Consider the following 15,552-nt stretch of genomic DNA (forward strand, 5'->3'; position numbering starts at 1 on the left):
ACGCCCCAGGATGACTTTGGGCTGGAGCAAGCCTATTGAGGTGTATGCCGAGCATTTGGCTCGCTTGGCCCAACAGCCCGATTCAGTCCATTAACTTGATTGTTGCACTTGGACTTGAAACCGCCCTCATCTATAAAGCGCTAACAGCTATTATTTTAAGAGCAAAACCTATCGCTCAAGAGCTCAGCAACGCCGCAGGTTCGTCGCCCTCCAGCACCTGCTGCGCCCAGGGCGCCAGCTTGCGCGTGTCAGCGCGCAGCACCTCCTGCTTCACAGCCAGGATCTGCGCGGGGTGCATGGAGAAGCTGCGCAGGCCCAGGCCCAACAGCAGGCGCGTCATGGTCACATCGCCCGCCGTCTCGCCACACACGCACACGCTCTTGCCCTGGCGCTCCCCCTCGGCGATCACGTCGCCCACCAGGCGCAGCACGGCGGGGTGCAGCGGGTCGTACAGATGGGCCACAGCCTCGTCGGCACGGTCGATGGCCAGGGTGTACTGGATCAGGTCGTTGGTGCCGATGGAGAGAAAGTCGAAGTACTTGAGGAAGGTGCGCACCATGAGCGCGGCGGCGGGCACCTCGATCATTGCGCCCAGCTGCACCGGGCCGTAGGGTTCGCCACGCGCATCCAGCTCCCCCCGGGCCAGGTCTACCTGGGCGAGCGTCTGCTGAATTTCGTGCGTGTGCGCCAGCATGGGGAACAGCAGGTTGACCTTGCCATGCGCCGCCGCACGCAGCACAGCGCGCAGCTGGGTGCGGAACATGGCCGGGTCGGCCAGGCTCCAGCGGATGGCGCGCAGGCCCAGCGCGGGGTTCAGGTAGTTGTCCTTGTGGCTCTTGTGGTCCAGCGGCTTGTCCGCGCCCACATCGATGGTGCGAATGGTGACGGGCAGGCCCTGCATGCCGTCAATGGCCTCGCAATAGGCGCGGTACTGCTCGTCCTCGCCGGGCAGGTTGCCCGTCTTGCCCATGAACAGGAATTCGCTGCGGAACAGGCCCACGCCCACGGCCCCGGCGCGCACGGCGGTGGCCGCGTCGCCGGGTTGTTCGATGTTGGCCAGCAGCTCGATCTTGTGGCCGTCGATGGTGATGGCAGGGGTGTGGCGCAGCCGGGCCAGCCGCTCGCGCTCCAGCTCCACCTGGCGCTGGCGAAAGCCGTATTCGGCCAGGATGATGGGCGACGGATCGACAATGACCACACCTGCATCGCCGTCGATGATGACCCAGTCGCCCTGCCGCACCAGCTGACTGGCGGCGCGCGCACCGACCACGGCCGGGATGTCCATGCTGCGCGCCACGATGGCGGTGTGCGATGTCTTGCCGCCCACGTCAGTGACGAAGCCGGCGAACACGCTTTGCTTGAACTGCAGCATGTCGGCGGGCGAGAGGTCGTGCGCTACCAGCACCAGGGGCACGTCCACCGTGTCGTCGAGCAGCAGGTCTTGCTGCAGGCCCAGTTGCTTGTGGCGGCGCGGGCTGCTGACCGGCGGCGCCACGGGGCTGGCCACGCCCTTCATGTAGCGCAGGATGCGCTCGACCACCTGTTCCAGGTCAGCCTTGCGCTCGCGCAGGTACTCATCCTCCATCTCGTCGAACTGGCGCGCGATGACTTCAAGCTGCGTGGTCAACGCCCACTCGGCGTTGTACAGGCGCTCGGTGATCCAGTGCTTGACGCCGCCCGTGAGGGCCTCGTCCTGCAGCAGCATCAGGTGCACGTCGAGCAGCGCGGTCAGCTCATGCGGCGCATCGGCGGGCATGTCGGTCTGCAGGCGCTGCAGTTCCTCGACCACGGCATTGCGGCCGTTGCGCACCCGCTCAATCTCGCCCTCGACCTGTTCTGGCTTCACAAAATAGTGCGCCACGTCCACACGGCTGGACGCCACCAGCACGGCACGGCCGATGGCAATGCCGCGAGCGACTGCGAGACCGTGGACGGAAAAAGTCATTCACCCTCACCAAATTTGTCGGCAATCAAGGCCAGCAGGGCATCCATGGCCTCCTGTTCACGATCCCCGTTGGTTTCAATCTCCACCTCAGTGCCCATGCCGGCGGCCAGCATCATCACGCCCATGATGCTCTTGGCGTTGATGCGGCGGTCGCCACGGCTCATGAAAACCTCACAGGGGAAGCTGCCAGCCAGCTTGGTCAGCTTGGCCGAAGCGCGGGCATGCAGGCCCAATTTATTGCTGATGGTCGTACGTGTCTTGATCATGTCGATTACGGGTGTTCTGGTTCTGCGGCGCGGAGATGGCCACCTGCATCACGCCCTGGGTGCCCCCCACCACGGCGCGGGTGACCACCGCGTCGAGGGGTTCGTGGCGGTAGCTCACTGCCCGCAGCAGCATGGGCAGGTTGACCCCCGTCACCAGGCGCGAGCGCACGTTCTCGATCACGCGCTGCGCCACGTTGCAGGGGGTGGCACCAAACACGTCGGTGAGCACCAGGGTGGAATCTGCGCCCAGCTGCTGCAGCATGATGCGGGCCTGCGCCAGCGACTCTTCGGGCGGCTGGTTGGGCTGCACGTCGAGAGCGGCCACGTTGTCGCCGCAGTCGGGAAACACATGCAGCGCACATTCGCGCAGTGCATGGGCCAACGGGGCGTGGGCAATGATGAGGATGCTGGTGGTGCTCATGGCGTGGTGGTTTGCAGCACATTATGGCGCCGCCCCTGCAGCAGGAACCACGCGTAGGCGACCGCGTTGCACGCCAGGTACACCGCCATCGCGGCCTGGAACGACTGCACCGTGGACAGGCCGGCCGCGGCAAAGGCGTCCACCCCCAGGCCAATGCCCCACTGCACCACAAACACGCCCGCAAAAATCACCAGGTTGTAGGCTGACAGCGCGCGCCCCGCCAGCGCCTGCGGGAACGCCATGGCCACCGCAGGCTGCGACAGCGACACAAACGTGCACGACACACAAAACAGCGCCCAGGCACCGCCTCCCGCCTGCGACCCCGCGAGAATGATGCCGAGCAACACCACCAGGCACAGCGGCAAGCCCGCAGCCATCAGCCGGTCCGCTCCCAGCCCCTTGCGCAGCAGCCAGGGGTTGACCATGCCCCAGGTCCAGAACGTGCAGAGCATCGACACGTTGATCCAGAACAGCCCCGTGGCAACCTCCAGCGGTGAGTAGCCCGCCACCCGCTGCATCCATGGGCCTGCCCATAGCGTCTGCATGGCCACCATGCCGCCGTACACAAAGAAGCCCAGGGGCGCCAGGCGCTGGAAATACGGGTGGCGCCACACCATCGCATAGCCCGGTGGCACAGTGACACCGCTGGGGCCGCGCTCCGCCGTGGCATCACCACCACCACCGCCCGCGCCCGGTGTGCCCGCCGCCCAGCCGGGCACCCAGACGGCAATCACCACCATCGACAGCGCGATCAGCGCCGCCAACCCCCAGAACAGCGGCCGCCACCCCACCAGGGGCAGGGCCCACTGCACCGGCAGCGTGGACGCCACCATGCCCAGCGAGCCCGTCATCAGCATCCAGGAGTTGGCGCGCATCTGCGCCGTGGGCTCGAACCAGCGCCTATAGCCCGTGAGCGGCGCCATCAGGCAGGCGCTGACGCCCGCACCACACAACACACGCCCGGCCAGCAAGCCCGAAAACCCCGTCGCCACCGAAAACACCAGGCTGCCCACCACGGCCACGCCCAGAAATCCCAACGCCACCTTGCGGGGGCCATGCCGGTCCAGCCAGGTGCCCAGCGGCAGCTGCGTGGCCGCAAAGCCCAGAAAGTACCCGCCCGCAAGCAAGCCCAGGTCGCTGGCCTGCAGCGAAAACTCCTGCGCCAGTGTGGGCGCTAGCGTGGCCGTAACAGCCCGCACCAGCGCCGACAGGAAGTAGGCGAAGGCAAAGGCCAGAAAAACGATGACCGCTGCCCGCCTGGGCAGCACCGCATGCCCGGTCATTGGAGCACCATCCCTGCAAAGAACTGGTCGGCCAACTCGGGGCGGGGCTTGCCCGTGTAAACCACCGCGTGGTACAGCCGCATCTGCGGCCCCGCAGCGCGCGCAAACCACACGCCCTGGGCAAACACGGGGCTGCCGTCGGCACGCTGGCCTTGCACCACGGTGCGCACCGACTGCGGCAGGGGCAGTGCACCCTTGGGGGCATACGGCGCATCAGCCGCCGTGGCTGCGGCGCCCGCGCCGAGGTTGGCGACCACAGCGGCCCGCCAGTGCCGCAGGGCAGCGCCCGCTTGGGCAGGGTCTGCCAGGGCCGCATGCGACACGGCAAATGTGGCGCCGTCGGCATCGCAGCCCGCCATGGACAGCTCGACGGGCACCCCCGCCAGTTCAACCGTGCGCGTGGCCTGGTCAGGCTTGCAAGGCAAGGTGATGGTGATGCCGGCCTCGGGCAAAGGCACGCTGCGCCAGTTCAGCGCAGGGCTGCAGCCCACGAGCAGCCACAGCAACGGTGGCAGGGCAGCAGCCCGGGTTGGTGTCCAGTTCATCGGTCGATTATCGGCACAGTGACCCAGATCAACAGGCTGCATCCCCTGCGGGCGAACTTTTGCCCGCCAAGCCGACTCCATCCCAAGTTCGGCCTGCGGGCCACCCGTGAAGACGGGCGTTGTTGTTAGGGCAGGTCCGGCACAATGCCGGTAGCAGGCCCGGGTACCCACAGGGGCCACAGTTTCAGGATGAATGGACAAGTCATGGCGATCAAGCATTGGGCGGCAGGGGTGGCAGTGGCAGCATTTGCGGCCGTGGGTGCCTATGTGTACCTGGATACAGGCCGCTCTGCGGCACCGGAATCCACCTTCGTGTTGCTAAACGGCACGAGCCAATCCACCGCCGATCTGCGCGGCAAGGTCACGCTGGTGAATTTCTGGGCCACCAGTTGCACCACCTGCGTGGCCGAAATGCCCGAGATCGTGGCCACCTACAACAAGTACCAAGCCAAGGGCTTCGACACGCTCGCCGTGGCCATGAGCTACGACCCGCCCAGCTACGTGGTGAACTTTGCCGAAACCCGCAAGCTGCCCTTCAAGGTGGCGATCGACAACACCGGCAAGGTGGCCCAGGCCTGGGGCGATGTGCGCCTCACGCCCTCGACCTTCATCGTCAACAAGCGCGGCGAGATCGTGAAAACCTATGTGGGGGCGCCGAACTTCCCCGAGTTGCATCAATTGATCGAGAAGTTGCTCGCAGAGACCTGAGCTGCGCCTCCGTCAGTCCTTCCAAAGACAAAAGGCCGATTTCATGAGAAATCGGCCTTTTGCGCTTATGGGGCAAGCGCCAGCAGCTATCAATTTTGCAAATGACCTCTGAAACTGGCGTTTCCCAGAGGAGCGGACGCCGCGCAAGGGCCGCCCCGCCGCGCTGGCGTCGTCCCCCTTCCCGCAGCGCGTAGCGCGTAGAGAGAAGGGGGAAGCGGCGCAGCCGCTCAGGGGGATGTGCCTTATTTCGCGCGGTAATTGTCGTGGCAGGCCTTGCAGGTGCCAGCGGCTGCGCCGAATGCGGTCTTGAGGTTGTCCAGGTTGCCCGTCTTGGCCGCAGCGGCCAGCTTGACGGATTCGGCTTCGAGCTTGTCGGAATGCTCCTTGAATTTGGCCTGTTCGGTCCAGATTTCAGGCAATGCCTTGGTGGGCGCGCCCTTGTCGGTGCCCGCGCCAAATCCCGCCCAGGGCAGCTTGGCCATCTGCGCCACCACGTCCGCGTTCTCCTGCGCGGCCTTGGCGTCGAACGGGATACGGCCATTGGCCATGGCCCCAAGGCGGCCAAAGTGCTGGCCCATCACAAACAGCGCGCTCTGGCGGTATTTGATGGCGTCTTCCGCCTTGGCGAACTGGGCAGAGGCCGGTGCGGACAAGGTCAGCGTAGCGGCGGCAAGGGCGAACGCGGCAAGTGCTTTCATAGGGAGATTCCTTTTTCGTGGGGTGGACAGGCTCTGAGAGCCCGGGGCAAGTATGCCGTTTTACCGCCCATTTCGCAGCGGGCATGCTCTTTCGGGTTGACCCCGCCTCCTTCACAATGCGGCCCACCACCCTTCGTCCAACCACCCTGCCCCGCCGCCATGACGCAACACTCCGTACGCATCTGGGACCTTCCCACCCGCCTCTTCCACTGGGCACTGGCCGCGAGCGTCGTGGGCCTGGTCATCACCGCCAAGGTGAGGGGCAACGCCATGGAATGGCATTTCCGGCTGGGGTACGGCGTGTTGGCGCTGCTGGTGTTCCGAATGGTCTGGGGGCTGATGGGCGGGCGCTGGTCGCGCTTCACGAGTTTTCTATATTCCCCCGTGCGGGTGCTGCGGTATCTGCGCGGCTCAGCCCACGCCGAAGACAGTATCGGCCACAGCCCTCTGGGCGCCCTGTCGGTCTTTGCGCTGCTGGCCGTGCTGGTGGCCCAAGTGGCCACCGGTTTGCTGAGTGACGACGAGATCGCCTTCGCTGGCCCGCTCACCCGGTTTGTGTCGAATGCAGTGGTCGGCCAGGCCACGGGCTACCACAAGGAAATTGGCCAGTACCTGGTGCTGGGGCTGGTGGGATTGCACCTGATCGCCATCATTTTCTATGTGCTGGTTCGCCGCCAACGCCTCGTCCGGCCCATGCTGCAGGGCGACAAGCTGCTGCCCGCCCCGGCCACGCCGTCTCGCGACGACTTGACCAGCCGGGCCATGGCGCTGGTGGTGCTGGCCCTGAGTGCCGCGCTGGCCTGGTGGGTGTCCTCTCTGGGGGCAGCGGCGGGGTTCTAGCCAGACTCGCTACACTGCGGCTTCCGCTGTTTTGAACTACTGCGTTTTGGACAAGCCTTCCGTCACCCTGCTGACCCCCACCTCGCCCGCCGAGATGGAAGCGGTCCGCACCATCTTCCGGGAGTACGCCGACACCCTCGGCGTAGACCTGTGTTTCCAGGACTTCGAGACCGAACTCGCGGGCCTGCCCGGCGACTACGGCGCGCCGCGCGGCGCACTGCTGCTGGCCCAGGTCGAAGGGGCGATTGCCGGCTGCTGCGCCCTTCGGCCACTGGATACGGCCGACTACCCCAACGCGAGCGAAATGAAGCGGCTGTACGTGCGCAAAGCCTTCCGGGGCTTCGGCCTGGGCCGCGAACTCGCGGAGGCCATGCTCGACCGGGCGCGCCAGGCGGGTTACGCCTGCGTGCTGCTCGACACGCTCGACGACATGGAATCGGCCCGGGCGCTGTACACCGACCTGGGCTTTGAAGAGATTCCACCCTACTACCACAACCCCATTGCGGGGGCGCACTACCTCAAGGTTGATATTTCTTGAGTTTTTGGTGCCTGGCGCTCACTGATATTGCGTCAATAGCTATTAAATTTATAGCAGCTATAGAATCAGACCGGCCCGGTGCCAAGCACTTCGAGCCTGTTGATCAGGATCGAGCCGTGGGGCAGCCCCACGGTGTTGTCTTCCAACGCGTCCATCGCGGCGCGCGAACCTCCCGCCACCCGTGGCGCGCAGTTCGCACCCAACCCGCAGGTTGGCACCGGGCCAACTTACTACATTTCGCAGCTTCGTGACGAAGACTCCAGCCCGTACACGCGCACTGGCCAAGGCGCTGGCCATGGCGGTGCTGGCCGATGCACGGGAGCGGGAGCGTCGCACCCTCCAGGCACTGGCAGCGCGCGCAGGTGCCTGCCTGGGTAACAACGCGACCCTGGCGGACAGCCCCGTTCCACTGTCCCCGCCGTTGTTCGAACAGCTGCGCCGCCTGTCCCACGCGTCCGGGGCCGAATGGGCGCGGCTGGAGCCTGAGGACGTGGCCACCTGGCTGTGCTGGGGTGTCTGGTGGCGCAAAGCGGGGCTGCGCAATGGCGCCACCCTGCAGTCGCTTACGACGACCTTCAGCCAGCAGGAGGAAAAAGACCAGGACGCCTGGGACGAGCTGGTGGGCGACGACGATGAAAACGCCGAACCAGCCCTGCCTTTGCACCAATGGCCCGACCCCCAACTCGCCCGGGCTTTCCGCACCTGGGCCGCCAGCCCACGCACCGGGGAGCCGTTGCACTGGCTGCTGCGCTCCGCCACGGCAGGCGCGCACCCCGCATGGATGGGCCGTGAGCGCACCACGCCCGTGCTGCTGGCCGCCACCGACGTAACCGAGGCCCTGGCCGTTTCGCTGGATGACCTCCTGTGGCTCGCGCCCGAGCATGCGCACTGGCGCGAACGCCAGGACGGGGGCCATGCCCTGCCCCTTTCGCACTATCGCTACCGCTTGCTGCCCAAGCCCAGCGGTGGGCTGCGCCTGCTGGAGGCGCCCCGCCCGCGCCTGGCCAGCACGCAGCGCCGCATTCTGGACAGCCTGCTGGCTGGCGTGCCCGTGCACGAGGCCGCGCATGGCTTTGTGCGCGGCCACGGCGTGGGCACCCACGCACAGGTCCACACCCAGCAGGCTGTGGTGATACGGTTTGACCTGGCCGATTTCTTCATGTGCATCACGGCCACCCGCGTGCGCGCGCTGTGGCGGGCACTGGGCCATGGTCGCCCGGCCGCCGAGCTGCTCACGCGGCTGACCACCACGCGAACCCCTCAGGCCATCCGGGAACGATTGCTGGAAGCAGCCCCCCTGCCGCGGGAGGCCATCGCGCAGCGCCGTGCCATCAACACGCGCCTGAAACAGCCCCATTTGCCGCAGGGTGCGCCCACGTCGCCCGCCTTGGCAAATCTGTGCGCCTTCGGGCTGGACCTGCGGCTGAACGCCCTGGCAGAGCGCTTTGGCGCGCGCTACACACGCTATGCCGACGACCTGGTGTTTTCAGGTTCAAAGGCGCTGCACCAGCAGTGGGTGGACTTGCGCGCCTGGGTGACCGCCATTGCCCAGGACGAAGGATTCACCCTGCGCGCGGACAAGACCCGCGTGATGCCAGCGCACCAGCGGCAGTATGTGACGGGACTGGTGGTCAACGAGCTTACCAACTACAGCCGCACACAGTTCGACATCCTCAAGGCGCGCCTGCACCGACTGGGCCAACAGCCCCAGGTGGACATCAGCGAGCGGGCCCGGCTGACCGGCGAGATCCAATGGGCCAGTCAATGGCTGGCGCCGACACGCAGAGCGAAGCTGCAGCGGCTGCTCCATGTCATCCGGTTTTCCAACGAGCTTTAGATCCGCTCAAGACCTTCCCGGGATCACGTTTATGGCCGGCTTCGCCAGTTCTCGCCACGGCAATGGCGACCCCGGCAGCTGGCCCAAACCAGAACGCCCCACATCGCAGGGAGCAACTCGGCGCAGCCGGTTAACGCCGAACTCAAGCCTTTTGGGCTTGCTGGAGCAGCGTGTCAGCGTCGCTCACTTCAAATTTGCCCGGGGCTTCCACGTTGAGGGTGACCACCTTGCCGTCGCGCACCAGCATCGAATAGCGGTTGCTGCGCAGACCCAGGCCCTTGCCCGTCAGATCCAGCGTCAGACCGGTGGCCTTGGCGAAAGTGGCATCGCCATCGCCCAACATGCGGACCTTGCCATCGGTCTTCTGGTCACGTGCCCATGCGCCCATGACGAAGGCGTCGTTCACGCTCACGCACCAGATCTCATCCACACCAGCGGCCTTGAACTCGGCGGCCTTTTCCACATAGCCTGGCACATGCTTGGCCGAGCAGGTGGGCGTAAACGCTCCGGGCAACGCAAACAGGGCAATCGTCTTGCCAGCCGTAGCCTTGTCTACAGGCACAGGGTTCGGGCCGATGCTGCAGCCTTCGCCCTCGACTTCCGAATATTCCATGAGCGTGCTGGCAGGCAGGGTGTCACCGACTTTGATCATTGTTATCTCCTTGGGATGGTGGATGGATAGCGGGATGAATGGGATTGGATACGCGAACTGCCCCGCGCCGCCAACACAACATGACGTACGCAAAACAAGGCTCAGACAAGCGACTCACGCCAAGGCGAGTTGATGCCGCATCCCGATTTGCCTGAGTCCTAAAAAAGTGGTCCACAAAGCAAAACGACCCACATTGTGGGTCGTTTTGAAAGGCTTTGCCGTCCGGGGTCTTGACCCGGGGCAATGGGATGCTGATTTACAGCAGACCGGCCTTTTGCACCAAGCGGGTAGCCACCCAGTTCTTGGTCTTGGAGAGCGGACGGCTTTCGGTAATTTCGATCACGTCGCCCAGCTTGTACTCGCCATTCTCATCATGGGCGTGGTACTTGCTCGACTTCGCAACGATCTTGCCGTAGAGCTCGTGCTTCACACGGCGCTCGACCAGCACGGTCACAGTCTTTTGACGCTTGTCGCTGACCACCTTGCCAACCAAGGTGCGCTTGAGGGATTTTTTAGGTTCCGTCATGTGGGCTCCTTACTTGGCGGCTTGCTTTTCAGCAAGAATGGTCTTTGCACGGGCGATATCGCGGCGGGTGGTGCGCAGCGTGTTGGTGTTAGCCAATTGCTGCGTAGCCTTTTGCATGCGCAGGCCGAAGTGGGCCTTTTGCAGCGCCTTGATTTCGGCTTCGATACCGGCGACGTCTTTTTGGCGAAGTTCAGTAGTCTTCATTGCTTGTTCTCCTGAATTAAGCGCCAAGGTGACGACTGACAAACGTGGTGCGCAGCGGCAGCTTGGCTGCAGCCAGGCGGAACGCTTCGCGGGCCAGTTCTTCAGGCACACCGACGATCTCGAAAACGATCTTGCCGGGCTGGATTTCTGCCACGTAGTACTCGGGGTTGCCCTTACCGTTACCCATACGCACTTCTGCGGGCTTGGTAGAGATTGGCTTGTCCGGGAACACGCGGATCCAGATACGGCCGCCACGCTTGACGTGACGGGAAATCGCACGGCGTGCAGCTTCGATCTGGCGGGCCGTCAGACGGCCACGATCGGTGCACTTCAGACCGAAATCACCGAACGCAACGGAGGCACCCCGCGTTGCGACACCGGTATTACGGCCCTTTTGCTCCTTGCGGTACTTGCGGCGAGCAGGTTGCAGCATACTTATTCTCCTTTTCCGTCCGCTGCTGTAGCGGGCGCGGCGACTTTGCGTACGCGCTTAACGGCGGTGTTATCAGCGCCACCAGCTTCCACTGGCTTGTCGCTGCCGTCGGCCGGAGCGGTGTTACCACCGACTGGACGACGTGGGCCACGGCCTGCGCCTGGACGATCGCCACCTGGGCGGCCGTCACGGCGAGGACCGCGTGGGCGGCGTTCTTCGTCTGGACGTGGGGTTTCCACGGCAGGCAGGTCGTTACGACCCAGCGTATCGCCCTTGTAGACCCAGACCTTGACGCCGATCACACCGTAGGTGGTCTTGGCTTCAGAGGTACCGTAGTCGATGTCGGCGCGCAGCGTGTGAAGTGGCACGCGGCCTTCACGGTACCATTCGCAACGGGCGATTTCGATACCGTTCAGACGACCGGACGACATGATCTTGATGCCCTGGGCACCCAGACGCATGGCGTTCTGCATGGCACGCTTCATGGCGCGGCGGAACATGATCCGCTTTTCGAGCTGTTGCGTGATGCTGTCGGCGATCAGCTTGGCATCGATTTCGGGCTTGCGCACTTCTTCGATGTTGACTGCCACTGGCACGCCCAGGCGCAGAGCGAGTTCCTTCTTGAGGTTCTCGATGTCTTCACCCTTCTTGCCGATCACCACACCAGGACGTGCCGAGTAAATGGTGATGCGGGCGTTCTTGGCTGGACGCTCGATCAGGATGCGCGACACAGCCGCGTTCTTCAACTTGGCCTTCAGGTACTCACGCACCTTGATGTCTTCGGCCAGCATGCCCGCGAAGTCGCGGTTGCTGGCGTACCAACGGCTGGACCAGTTGCGGCTGACCGCAAGGCGGAAGCCGGTAGGATGGATTTTTTGTCCCATAGTCTTCCCGAGCCTTTAGTTGCCAACCGTCACGTACACATGGCACGTGGGCTTGCTGATGCGGTTGCCGCGGCCTTTGGCGCGCGCGGTGAAGCGCTTGAGCGTGGTGCCTTGTTCGACGTAGATGGTCTTGACCTTCAGTTCGTCGATATCAGCGCCATCGTTGTGTTCGGCGTTGGCAATGGCCGACTCCAGAACCTTCTTGACGATGCCAGCAGCTTTTTTCTGCGTGAACGTCAGGATGTTCAGAGCTTGGTCCACCTTCTTGCCGCGGATCAGATCGGCGACCAGACGGCCCTTATCGACCGACAGACGGACGCCCCGGAGGACTGCACGTGTTTCAGACATGGTCGTTCCTTACTTCTTCGCTTTTTTGTCAGCGGGGTGACCCTTGAAGGTGCGCGTCAGGGCGAATTCGCCCAGCTTGTGGCCCACCATCTGGTCGGTGACATAGACCGGCACGTGCTGCTTGCCGTTGTGCACGGCAATGGTCAGACCGATGAACTCGGGCAGAACCATGGAGCGACGCGACCAGGTCTTGACTGGTTTCTTGTCCTTGGTGGCAACGGCCTTTTCGACCTTGGCCAGCAAGTGATGGTCAACAAATGGACCCTTTTTAAGAGAGCGAGTCATCTGTTACCCCTTACTTCTTGCGACGCGACACGATCATGATCTGTGTGCGCTTGTTGTTACGGGTGCGATAACCCTTGGTCAGATTGCCCCAAGGATCGACTGCATGGCGGCCTTCGCCGGTGCGGCCTTCGCCACCACCGTGAGGGTGATCCACCGGGTTCATGGCCACGCCGCGAACCGTTGGGCGAATACCCATCCAGCGCTTCACACCGGCCTTGCCCAGTTGGCGCAGGCTGTGTTCTTCGTTGGCCACTTCACCAATGGTGGCGCGGCATTCGATATGGATCTTGCGCACTTCGCCGGAGCGCATACGCACCTGGGCATACACGCCCTCGCGGGCCAGCAGCGTTGCCGAAGCACCTGCCGAGCGGGCGATCTGAGCACCGGCACCGGGCTTGAGCTCGATGCAGTGGATGGTCGAACCCACGGGGATGTTGCGGATAGGCAGCGTGTTGCCAGCGCGGATAGGGGCTTCCGAACCGGACAGCAGGGTTGCGCCCACTTCCAGGTTGCGGGGAGCGATGATGTAGCGGCGCTCGCCGTCGGCATAGCACACCAGAGCGATGTGGGCCGTACGGTTGGGGTCGTACTCAATGCGCTCAACCTTGGCCGGAATGCCGTCCTTGTTGCGCTTGAAGTCCACCACACGGTAGTGGTGCTTGTGACCACCGCCCTTGTGGCGGGTGGTGATGTGACCGTTGTTGTTACGACCGGCCTTCTGGAATTGTGGCTCCAGCAGGGGGGCGTACGCTTCACCCTTGTACAGGTGGTCACGCGTGACCTTCACCACGGCACGTTGGCCGGGCGAAGTGGGTTTCATCTTGATGACAGCCATGATTACGCGGCCTCCCCGGAGAGGTTCAGCTCTTGACCTGGTTGCAGCGTGACGTATGCCTTGCGAACGTTGTCGCGGCGGCCGATGGTCTTGCCAAAACGCTTGGTCTTGCCTTTGGTGTTCACCACAGAGACGCCCTTGACCTCGACCTTGAACATCAATTCCACAGCGGCCTTGATTTCTGGCTTGGTTGCGTTCTGCAGCACCTTGAACGTCACAGCATTGGACTTTTCAGCAACCATGGTGGCCTTTTCGGACACGATGGGAGCGACCAGCACTTGCATCAGACGACCTTCGTCAAACTTGAGTGTGCTCATGCGAACATCTCCTTGAGTTTGTCGATTGCACCCTTGGTGACGAGCACTTTCTTGAAACGCACCAGCGACACGGGATCGGCGTAACGGGGCTCAACGACGAGCACGTTCACCAGATTGCGCGAAGCCAGGTACAGGTTTTCGTCCACTTCGTCGGCAATCACCATCACCGATTGCAGGTTCATCGCCTTGAACTTGTCGGCCAGGACCTTGGTCTTGGGGGAGTCAAGCTTCAGCGAGTCGACCACAGCCAGACGGCCTTCGCGGGCCAGCTGCGACAAGATGGCAGACATACCGGCGCGGTACATCTTCTTGTTGATCTTCTGCGTGAAATTTTCGTCAGGCATGTTCGGGAAAATCCGACCGCCCCCACGCCACAGTGGCGAGGAAGTCATACCTGCACGTGCGTTACCCGTACCCTTTTGCTTGAAAGGCTTCTTGGTCGAGTGACGGACTTGCTCGCGGTCCTTCTGGGCGCGAGTGCCTTGGCGTGCATTGGCCTGGTAGGCCACGACGATCTGGTGCACCAGATCTTCGTTGTATTCACGACCGAACACGGTTTCAGGAACATCCAGCTTGGACGCGCCTTGGCCTTGGTCATTCAGGAGTTCGAGCTGCATTAGTTCGCTCCTTTGGAAGATTTGGCCTTGACCGCTGGGCGCACCGTCACGAACCCACCCTTGGAGCCCGGAATAGCGCCCTTGATCAAGAGCAATTGACGCGCTTCGTCGATGCGGATGACATCGAGGTTTTGCGTGGTCTTGGTGACATCGCCGAGGTGGCCCGTCATGCGCTTGCCGGGGAACACGCGACCGGGGTCTTGTGCCATACCGATCGAGCCAGGCACGTTGTGCGAACGGCTGTTACCGTGCGACGCGCGCTGCGAGCTCATGTTGTGACGCTTGATGGTACCGGCGTAACCCTTACCGATGGAAGTGCCTTGCACATCGACCTTCTGGCCCACGGCAAACACATCGGTTACGGGCACAGCTGCACCTGCGGCATATTTGCCAGCGGTATCAGCAGTGACGCGGAATTCCTGGATGATTTCACCGGCTTCCACACCTGCCTTGGCAAGGTGGCCGGCTTCTGGCTTGGTTACGCGCGATGCTTTGCGCGAACCAAACGTGACCTGCAAGGCCACGTAGCCATCGTTCTCTTGGGTTTTGACCTGGGTAACGCGGTTGTTGGACACATCCACCACCGTGACAGGCACTGCGTCCCCATCATCGGTGAACAGACGCATCATGCCCACTTTGCGACCCAGCAACCCGAGGGAGTTGCTCAGACTCATTGGTTTTCTCCAAAACTCTCACCGCCACAACTTCAATTGGCTGCAGCGTTTCCGCAAGCTCTCGCCCGCGTGTATGAAAGAAGGTTAATAAAACTCCGCCAATGCACACCTTTTAACAGGCGCAAATTGAGCGAAGCCCTAAAGTATAACGCGAACTGCTTTTTCAAGCAAGTTCGCGTTATTTCAGACACTGCAAGGCGGGCGGACCCACCTCACAACGGCCGTCGCTACATCACTGCAGCTTGATTTCGACGTCCACGCCAGCAGGCAGGTCGAGCTTCATCAGGGCGTCAACGGTCTTGTCCGTTGGGTCCACGATGTCCATCAGACGCTGGTGCGTGCGGATTTCGAGCTGGTCGCGGCTGGTCTTGTTGACGTGCGGCGAGCGCAGGATGTCGAAACGCTTCATGCGTGTCGGCAGGGGCACGGGGCCCTTGACGATGGCGCCGGTGCGCTTGGCAGTGTCAACGATCTCGGCAGCGGACTGGTCGATCAGCTTGTAGTCAAACGCCTTCAGGCGGATGCGGATTTTTTGCTTGGACATGGCAAGTTCCTTGTTCTGCTTATGGATTAAGCAATGATCTTGGCCACGACGCCAGCGCCCACGGTACGGCCGCCTTCGCGGATAGCGAAGCGCAGACCTTCTTCCATGGCGATGGGGTTGATCAGCTTCACAGTGATCGACACGTTGTCACC

General features: G+C 63.2%; 23 protein-coding genes. 4 read left to right on the forward strand and 19 right to left on the reverse strand.

The annotated features are described in order from the left end of the window. Positions 1-175: 175 nt before the first annotated feature. The 5 genes from ptsP to NFX52_RS24925 are packed head-to-tail and all read right to left on the reverse strand — an operon-like array spanning position 176 to position 4,460. Entirely contained in the window at positions 176-1,945 is a 1,770-nt protein-coding gene (gene ptsP / locus NFX52_RS24905) for a phosphoenolpyruvate--protein phosphotransferase (RefSeq protein WP_252635862.1), read from the reverse strand. Beyond that, entirely contained in the window at positions 1,942-2,211 is a 270-nt protein-coding gene (locus tag NFX52_RS24910; RefSeq protein WP_055395006.1) for an HPr family phosphocarrier protein, read from the reverse strand. The genes ptsP and NFX52_RS24910 overlap by 4 nt, the downstream gene beginning before the upstream one ends. After that, positions 2,180-2,632: a PTS sugar transporter subunit IIA gene (locus NFX52_RS24915; protein ID WP_055395004.1), complete on the reverse strand. Its 453-nt coding sequence runs from the start codon at positions 2,630-2,632 to the stop codon at positions 2,180-2,182. Before NFX52_RS24915 ends, NFX52_RS24910 begins: the two co-directional genes overlap by 32 nt. Then, on the reverse strand, positions 2,629-3,915 hold the full coding sequence (locus NFX52_RS24920; protein ID WP_055395002.1) for an MFS transporter: 1,287 nt from the start codon (positions 3,913-3,915) through the stop codon (positions 2,629-2,631). The genes NFX52_RS24915 and NFX52_RS24920 overlap by 4 nt, the downstream gene beginning before the upstream one ends. Continuing rightward, complete coding sequence (locus NFX52_RS24925) at positions 3,912-4,460, reverse strand: hypothetical protein (protein ID WP_055395000.1); 549 nt, start codon at positions 4,458-4,460, stop codon at positions 3,912-3,914. The genes NFX52_RS24920 and NFX52_RS24925 overlap by 4 nt, the downstream gene beginning before the upstream one ends. Before the next feature lie 204 nt (positions 4,461-4,664). Here NFX52_RS24925 and NFX52_RS24930 point away from each other — a divergent pair, with 204 nt between their 5' ends. Continuing rightward, a complete protein-coding gene (locus NFX52_RS24930; RefSeq protein WP_055394998.1) occupies positions 4,665-5,168 on the forward strand; it encodes a peroxiredoxin family protein in 504 nt (167 codons plus the stop codon). A gap of 242 nt (positions 5,169-5,410) precedes the next feature. Here the strand turns inward: NFX52_RS24930 and NFX52_RS24935 are convergent, their stop codons facing one another. After that, complete coding sequence (locus NFX52_RS24935; RefSeq protein WP_055394996.1) at positions 5,411-5,866, reverse strand: c-type cytochrome; 456 nt, start codon at positions 5,864-5,866, stop codon at positions 5,411-5,413. Between the two features lie 159 nt (positions 5,867-6,025). On the opposite strand from NFX52_RS24935, the gene NFX52_RS24940 reads away from it, so the two are divergent. From NFX52_RS24940 to NFX52_RS31335, 3 genes are all read left to right on the forward strand, one after another. After that, positions 6,026-6,706 (forward strand): cytochrome b/b6 domain-containing protein, encoded by a 681-nt coding sequence (locus NFX52_RS24940; protein WP_055394994.1) that lies wholly within the window; start codon positions 6,026-6,028, stop codon positions 6,704-6,706. 46 nt (positions 6,707-6,752) lie between these two features. Further along, complete coding sequence (locus tag NFX52_RS24945) at positions 6,753-7,244, forward strand: GNAT family N-acetyltransferase (protein ID WP_207402132.1); 492 nt, start codon at positions 6,753-6,755, stop codon at positions 7,242-7,244. Between the two features lie 946 nt (positions 7,245-8,190). Beyond that, positions 8,191-9,081, forward strand: a complete 891-nt coding sequence (locus NFX52_RS31335) for a reverse transcriptase family protein (protein ID WP_369801326.1) — start codon at positions 8,191-8,193, stop codon at positions 9,079-9,081. Between the two features lie 142 nt (positions 9,082-9,223). Here NFX52_RS31335 and NFX52_RS24955 read toward each other — a convergent pair whose 3' ends face one another. The 13 genes from NFX52_RS24955 to NFX52_RS25015 form a co-directional block, all read right to left on the reverse strand. Further along, positions 9,224-9,733 (reverse strand): peroxiredoxin, encoded by a 510-nt coding sequence (locus tag NFX52_RS24955; protein WP_055394989.1) that lies wholly within the window; start codon positions 9,731-9,733, stop codon positions 9,224-9,226. A gap of 256 nt (positions 9,734-9,989) precedes the next feature. Continuing rightward, positions 9,990-10,259, reverse strand: a complete 270-nt coding sequence (gene rpsQ, locus NFX52_RS24960; RefSeq protein WP_055394987.1) for a 30S ribosomal protein S17 — start codon at positions 10,257-10,259, stop codon at positions 9,990-9,992. A gap of 9 nt (positions 10,260-10,268) precedes the next feature. Continuing rightward, on the reverse strand, positions 10,269-10,463 hold the full coding sequence (gene rpmC, locus NFX52_RS24965) for a 50S ribosomal protein L29 (RefSeq protein ID WP_055394985.1): 195 nt from the start codon (positions 10,461-10,463) through the stop codon (positions 10,269-10,271). A gap of 16 nt (positions 10,464-10,479) precedes the next feature. Further along, on the reverse strand, positions 10,480-10,896 hold the full coding sequence (gene rplP, locus NFX52_RS24970; RefSeq protein ID WP_015012190.1) for a 50S ribosomal protein L16: 417 nt from the start codon (positions 10,894-10,896) through the stop codon (positions 10,480-10,482). Between the two features lie 2 nt (positions 10,897-10,898). Next, positions 10,899-11,780: a 30S ribosomal protein S3 gene (gene rpsC, locus NFX52_RS24975; protein WP_055394983.1), complete on the reverse strand. Its 882-nt coding sequence runs from the start codon at positions 11,778-11,780 to the stop codon at positions 10,899-10,901. 15 nt (positions 11,781-11,795) lie between these two features. Then, positions 11,796-12,128, reverse strand: coding sequence for a 50S ribosomal protein L22 (gene rplV / locus NFX52_RS24980; protein WP_005796970.1), 333 nt, complete (start codon positions 12,126-12,128; stop codon positions 11,796-11,798). 9 nt (positions 12,129-12,137) lie between these two features. Then, positions 12,138-12,413: a 30S ribosomal protein S19 gene (rpsS, locus tag NFX52_RS24985; protein ID WP_010467177.1), complete on the reverse strand. Its 276-nt coding sequence runs from the start codon at positions 12,411-12,413 to the stop codon at positions 12,138-12,140. A 10-nt stretch (positions 12,414-12,423) separates the two neighbouring features. After that, a complete protein-coding gene (gene rplB, locus NFX52_RS24990; protein ID WP_010467175.1) occupies positions 12,424-13,248 on the reverse strand; it encodes a 50S ribosomal protein L2 in 825 nt (274 codons plus the stop codon). Positions 13,249-13,250: 2 nt separating this feature from the next. Further along, positions 13,251-13,565 carry a 50S ribosomal protein L23 gene (gene rplW / locus NFX52_RS24995; protein ID WP_010467173.1) on the reverse strand — a complete coding sequence of 105 codons (315 nt, stop codon included), beginning with the start codon at positions 13,563-13,565 and terminating at the stop codon, positions 13,251-13,253. Further along, on the reverse strand, positions 13,562-14,182 hold the full coding sequence (rplD, locus tag NFX52_RS25000) for a 50S ribosomal protein L4 (protein WP_008906425.1): 621 nt from the start codon (positions 14,180-14,182) through the stop codon (positions 13,562-13,564). The genes rplW and rplD overlap by 4 nt, the downstream gene beginning before the upstream one ends. After that, entirely contained in the window at positions 14,182-14,856 is a 675-nt protein-coding gene (rplC, locus tag NFX52_RS25005) for a 50S ribosomal protein L3 (RefSeq protein WP_055394981.1), read from the reverse strand. Before rplC ends, rplD begins: the two co-directional genes overlap by 1 nt. A gap of 232 nt (positions 14,857-15,088) precedes the next feature. Beyond that, positions 15,089-15,400, reverse strand: a complete 312-nt coding sequence (gene rpsJ / locus NFX52_RS25010; protein ID WP_005796953.1) for a 30S ribosomal protein S10 — start codon at positions 15,398-15,400, stop codon at positions 15,089-15,091. A 26-nt stretch (positions 15,401-15,426) separates the two neighbouring features. Then, a partial coding sequence (locus NFX52_RS25015) for an EF-Tu C-terminal domain-related protein (protein WP_456057495.1) occupies positions 15,427-15,552 on the reverse strand: 126 nt, incomplete at its 5' end.

The sequence above is a fragment of the Acidovorax facilis genome, from assembly GCF_023913775.1.
GTDB classification, from domain to species: Bacteria; Pseudomonadota; Gammaproteobacteria; order Burkholderiales; family Burkholderiaceae_C; genus Acidovorax; species Acidovorax facilis.

Excerpts from the sequence above, each read along its gene's own strand:
- NFX52_RS24940 (WP_055394994.1), top strand. The coding sequence starts at position 6,026 with ATGACGCAACACTCCGTACGCATCTGGGACCTTCCCACCCGCCTCTTC.
- rplW (WP_010467173.1), bottom strand. The coding sequence starts at position 13,565 with ATGAGCACACTCAAGTTTGACGAAGGTCGTCTGATGCAAGTGCTGGTC.
- rplD (WP_008906425.1), bottom strand. The coding sequence starts at position 14,182 with ATGCAGCTCGAACTCCTGAATGACCAAGGCCAAGGCGCGTCCAAGCTG.
- rpmC (WP_055394985.1), bottom strand. The coding sequence starts at position 10,463 with ATGAAGACTACTGAACTTCGCCAAAAAGACGTCGCCGGTATCGAAGCC.
- NFX52_RS24930 (WP_055394998.1), top strand. The coding sequence starts at position 4,665 with ATGGCGATCAAGCATTGGGCGGCAGGGGTGGCAGTGGCAGCATTTGCG.
- rpsC (WP_055394983.1), bottom strand. The coding sequence starts at position 11,780 with ATGGGACAAAAAATCCATCCTACCGGCTTCCGCCTTGCGGTCAGCCGC.
- NFX52_RS24935 (WP_055394996.1), bottom strand. The coding sequence starts at position 5,866 with ATGAAAGCACTTGCCGCGTTCGCCCTTGCCGCCGCTACGCTGACCTTG.
- rpsS (WP_010467177.1), bottom strand. The coding sequence starts at position 12,413 with ATGACTCGCTCTCTTAAAAAGGGTCCATTTGTTGACCATCACTTGCTG.
- rpsJ (WP_005796953.1), bottom strand. The coding sequence starts at position 15,400 with ATGTCCAAGCAAAAAATCCGCATCCGCCTGAAGGCGTTTGACTACAAG.
- rplV (WP_005796970.1), bottom strand. The coding sequence starts at position 12,128 with ATGTCTGAAACACGTGCAGTCCTCCGGGGCGTCCGTCTGTCGGTCGAT.
- rpsQ (WP_055394987.1), bottom strand. The coding sequence starts at position 10,259 with ATGACGGAACCTAAAAAATCCCTCAAGCGCACCTTGGTTGGCAAGGTG.
- rplP (WP_015012190.1), bottom strand. The coding sequence starts at position 10,896 with ATGCTGCAACCTGCTCGCCGCAAGTACCGCAAGGAGCAAAAGGGCCGT.
- NFX52_RS24925 (WP_055395000.1), bottom strand. The coding sequence starts at position 4,460 with ATGAACTGGACACCAACCCGGGCTGCTGCCCTGCCACCGTTGCTGTGG.
- NFX52_RS24920 (WP_055395002.1), bottom strand. The coding sequence starts at position 3,915 with ATGACCGGGCATGCGGTGCTGCCCAGGCGGGCAGCGGTCATCGTTTTT.
- ptsP (WP_252635862.1), bottom strand. The coding sequence starts at position 1,945 with ATGACTTTTTCCGTCCACGGTCTCGCAGTCGCTCGCGGCATTGCCATC.
- rplB (WP_010467175.1), bottom strand. The coding sequence starts at position 13,248 with ATGGCTGTCATCAAGATGAAACCCACTTCGCCCGGCCAACGTGCCGTG.
- NFX52_RS24910 (WP_055395006.1), bottom strand. The coding sequence starts at position 2,211 with ATGATCAAGACACGTACGACCATCAGCAATAAATTGGGCCTGCATGCC.
- rplC (WP_055394981.1), bottom strand. The coding sequence starts at position 14,856 with ATGAGTCTGAGCAACTCCCTCGGGTTGCTGGGTCGCAAAGTGGGCATG.
- NFX52_RS24915 (WP_055395004.1), bottom strand. The coding sequence starts at position 2,632 with ATGAGCACCACCAGCATCCTCATCATTGCCCACGCCCCGTTGGCCCAT.
- NFX52_RS24955 (WP_055394989.1), bottom strand. The coding sequence starts at position 9,733 with ATGATCAAAGTCGGTGACACCCTGCCTGCCAGCACGCTCATGGAATAT.